Genomic DNA, 3,221 nt, shown 5'->3' with positions numbered 1-3,221 from the left:
AAAAAAAGAACGCCGCCGGCAAAACCGGCGACGCTCTTCCTTTTTAAACCGAGCCTTTAAGGCAACGGGGGCAGCATCCAGTGCAGGAAATAGGCTTGCGAATAGGTCATTAAAGCAACAATAATGATCATCGCAATACTATGAGGCAAGGTAAAGCGGAAAATAGTTCCTTCCTGCCCTACCAAACCGGTAGCTGCTGTGGCCACGGAGATACTCTGCGGCGAAAGCATTTTGCCGCAAACACCGCCGGACGAGTTGGCTGCAACCATCAAATAGGGGTCGGCGCCGATTTGCTCGGCAGTCGTTCTCTGCAGCGACGAGAACAAGGCATTGGACGAAGTGTCCGAACCAGTCAGGAACACGCCCAACCAGCCAAGGATTGGCGCAAAGAGCGGGAACAAGCTTCCGGTCTTCGTAAAGGCCAGACCCATGGTAGCGCTCATGCCCGAGTAGTTCATCAAATACGCCAAGCCCAAGATCATGGCAATCGTCACAATCGGGAACATCAGCATACGAATGGTACGGCCAAAGCAAGCAATCGCTTTGCCTACGCCATAATTAGGAATAACAAAGAGAGACAAAATACCGGAAAGCAGAATGGCGCTGCCGCCGGCAGACAACCAACCAAAGGTATAAACCGCGCCATAAGGAGTTGTTTTAGCCACAATCGGCACAGCCTTGGAAATTGCATTATGCAAACCAGGCCAAGGAATATTGATATTGGTAGATCCCAAGACACTCTTAACAGGGCCCCAGCCCCAGAGGAAGACCATGATGGCCAACAGAATGTAAGGCATCCAGGCGCGAACGACTTCTCCCGAAGTATAGCGCAATTCTTCTTTGCCAGCGCCAGTATCTTTTTCATCCGGGAAGCGCCAAATATTGGAGGGCTTCCAGAAACGCAAGAACAAACCTAAACCAACGATAGTTACGACAGCCGAGGTAATATCAGGCAGGTACGGGCTAACATAGTTTGCTGTATACCACTGGGTAACAGCAAAGCAGCCGCCGCCAACCAACAGGGCTGGCAATACTTCCATGGAGCGCTTCCACCCGCTCATGGTAACTGCCACCCACAACGGCACGATGATGGATAAGAAAGGCAACTGACGACCAATAATCTGGCTGATATGCATGATATCTAATCCGGATACCTGAGCCGCAACAATAACCGGGATGCCAATCCCGCCAAAGGCAACAGGCGCCGTATTGGCAATCAAGCAAATCCCTGCAGCGTACACGGGGTTGAAACCCAGACCCACGAGCATGGCTGCGGTAATAGCCACCGGAGTGCCGAACCCGGCTGTACCTTCAATAAAAGAACCAAAAGCAAAGGCGACAAATAAGGCCTGCAAACGACGATCCTCAGTAATAGAAGCCAAAGAGTTTTTAATAATTTCAAATTCACCCGATTCTACGGTCATATTGTAGACCCAAATCGCGGTGACTACAATCCAGACAATCGGGAAGAGGCCGAAAGCAGCGCCGCAAAAAACCGAGTTAATAGCTAAACCTGCTGGCATGCCCCAAGCGGCAACCGCAACAACCAAAGCCGAAACGACGGCGGCGGCGGCGGCAAAATGGCCTGGAGTCTTTTTAACGCCAAGTAAAAAGAGCAAAATGTACAAGGGAATACCTGCCACAATAGCGGACAGTATAATATTCCCCATGGGATCATATCCTTGTACCCATGTCATACGTAACTACACCCCTCTTTATTTTGTTCTCTGTGGAACCGTGGCTGCCAATACAGCTTTGGTTCTTTTCTGTTTTTTTTACCGTAATTAAGCGTAATTGACTGCCTCCTTTCTCAAAAAAAGTCGAGTCGTGCCGCCCTGGCAATCCACCTCTTTTCTTGCATAAAATCACAACTCTATCCAAAAGCAAAAAATAGATTGCTCTTAGAAACAAAGTAAGATGTTCTTCAATCTTCGTCATACACAATAAATTTAATGTTTTCTCCATTTTCAAACACTTTATGTCTTCGCTGCCGAATACGAATATCCTGCTTAAAAAACAATAAAAATGCACAAAAATAAAAGAACGGTTTATAACCGTTCTTTTATTTTTGTGCATTTCGGGGGATTACAGCCGATTATTCAGCATTTACGCAAATTAACAAAATCTGCTACCTGACAAAAAGTTTCTCGGAAATTCTCCTTCAAACAATCAGGCAACACCTCTTTGGCCTGTTGCAAATACCCATCCACTTTAGCATAAGCATAGGCAACACCGTCAGATGCATGCACTATGTCTAAAGCTTGCCGGACTTCCTCATCATTCAGCACGACTTTTTGCTCGAGCAAGCTGCGCAAGCTGTCCCGCTCTTCCGCTACCGTCAAAGCTCGCAAGACCGGCAGCGTAATAATCCCCTGCCGCAAGTCATTTCCGGCGGGCTTGCCAATTTGCGCGCTGGAAGCCGTCACATCCAAAATGTCATCAGTAATTTGAAAAGCCATCCCTAAGGCATACCCATACTGGCGCATCCCATTAGTAGCTTCTTCGGTCAAGCCGGCGGACAGTGCTCCTAATTCACAGCTGGCGGCAATAAAGTCCGCTGTTTTTTTAGCAATCCGCACATAATACTCTTGCTCGCTCTGGTCAAGCTGAAAAATGAACTGATTTTGAATGATCTCGCCTTCGCACATCGCACAAATAACATCGGCCAATACACGCAGCATATTCTGATTCACCTGCGTAGCAATCAAAGCAAACGCTTTAGCAAATAAATAATCGCCTGTTAAAACCGACATCTGATTACCCCAAAGCGAATTGGCCGTTGGTCGCCCTCTCCTTGTATTGGAGGAATCCACTACATCATCGTGGACCAGCGTGGCCATATGAATCATTTCAATAGCTGTAGCCAGAGGCATCATGGTAGCCGGCTGGCCGCCACTGCTGCGAGCGCACAAAAAATAGAGCGCAGGACGCAACCGCTTGCCGCCGGCCTGCACTAGGTGATCGCTAATTTTATGGACCAGATCCACCGGCGAATCCACCACCGAAAGCAACTCCGCTTCCAACGCCGCAAGATCTTGTTGAGCCAATGCAAAAAGTTCTTGATTCATCACGATCGTATCACCTACAAACAAAGTCTGCTTCTATAATACACTACCAGCCAAACAAAGTCCATACTCTGCCTATGGACCCTTCCTATGTAGCAATGAAAAAGCAAACAGGATGGAAGACAGCTTCCATCCTGCGCATCCTGTCGAAAATTA

Annotated in this window: 2 protein-coding genes; both read right to left on the bottom strand. The window is 48.0% G+C overall.

The features are described 5' to 3' along the window. Positions 1-56: 56 nt before the first annotated feature. Positions 57-1,697: a lactate permease LctP family transporter gene (locus PHF27_RS14010; RefSeq protein WP_300071403.1), complete on the bottom strand. Its 1,641-nt coding sequence runs from the start codon at positions 1,695-1,697 to the stop codon at positions 57-59. 402 nt (positions 1,698-2,099) lie between these two features. Next, positions 2,100-3,068: a polyprenyl synthetase family protein gene (locus PHF27_RS14005; RefSeq protein WP_300071406.1), complete on the bottom strand. Its 969-nt coding sequence runs from the start codon at positions 3,066-3,068 to the stop codon at positions 2,100-2,102. Between the last annotated feature and the right edge of the window lie 153 nt (positions 3,069-3,221).

The organism is Anaeromusa sp., from assembly GCF_028691475.1.
In the GTDB taxonomy this organism is placed as follows: Bacteria; Bacillota; Negativicutes; order Anaeromusales; family Anaeromusaceae; genus Anaeromusa.
This window is presented reverse-complemented; position numbering and strand designations above follow the sequence as displayed.

Coding starts and splice junctions, on each gene's coding strand:
- PHF27_RS14005 (WP_300071406.1), bottom strand. CDS start 3,068: ATGAATCAAGAACTTTTTGCATTGGCTCAACAAGATCTTGCGGCGTTG.
- PHF27_RS14010 (WP_300071403.1), bottom strand. CDS start 1,697: ATGACATGGGTACAAGGATATGATCCCATGGGGAATATTATACTGTCC.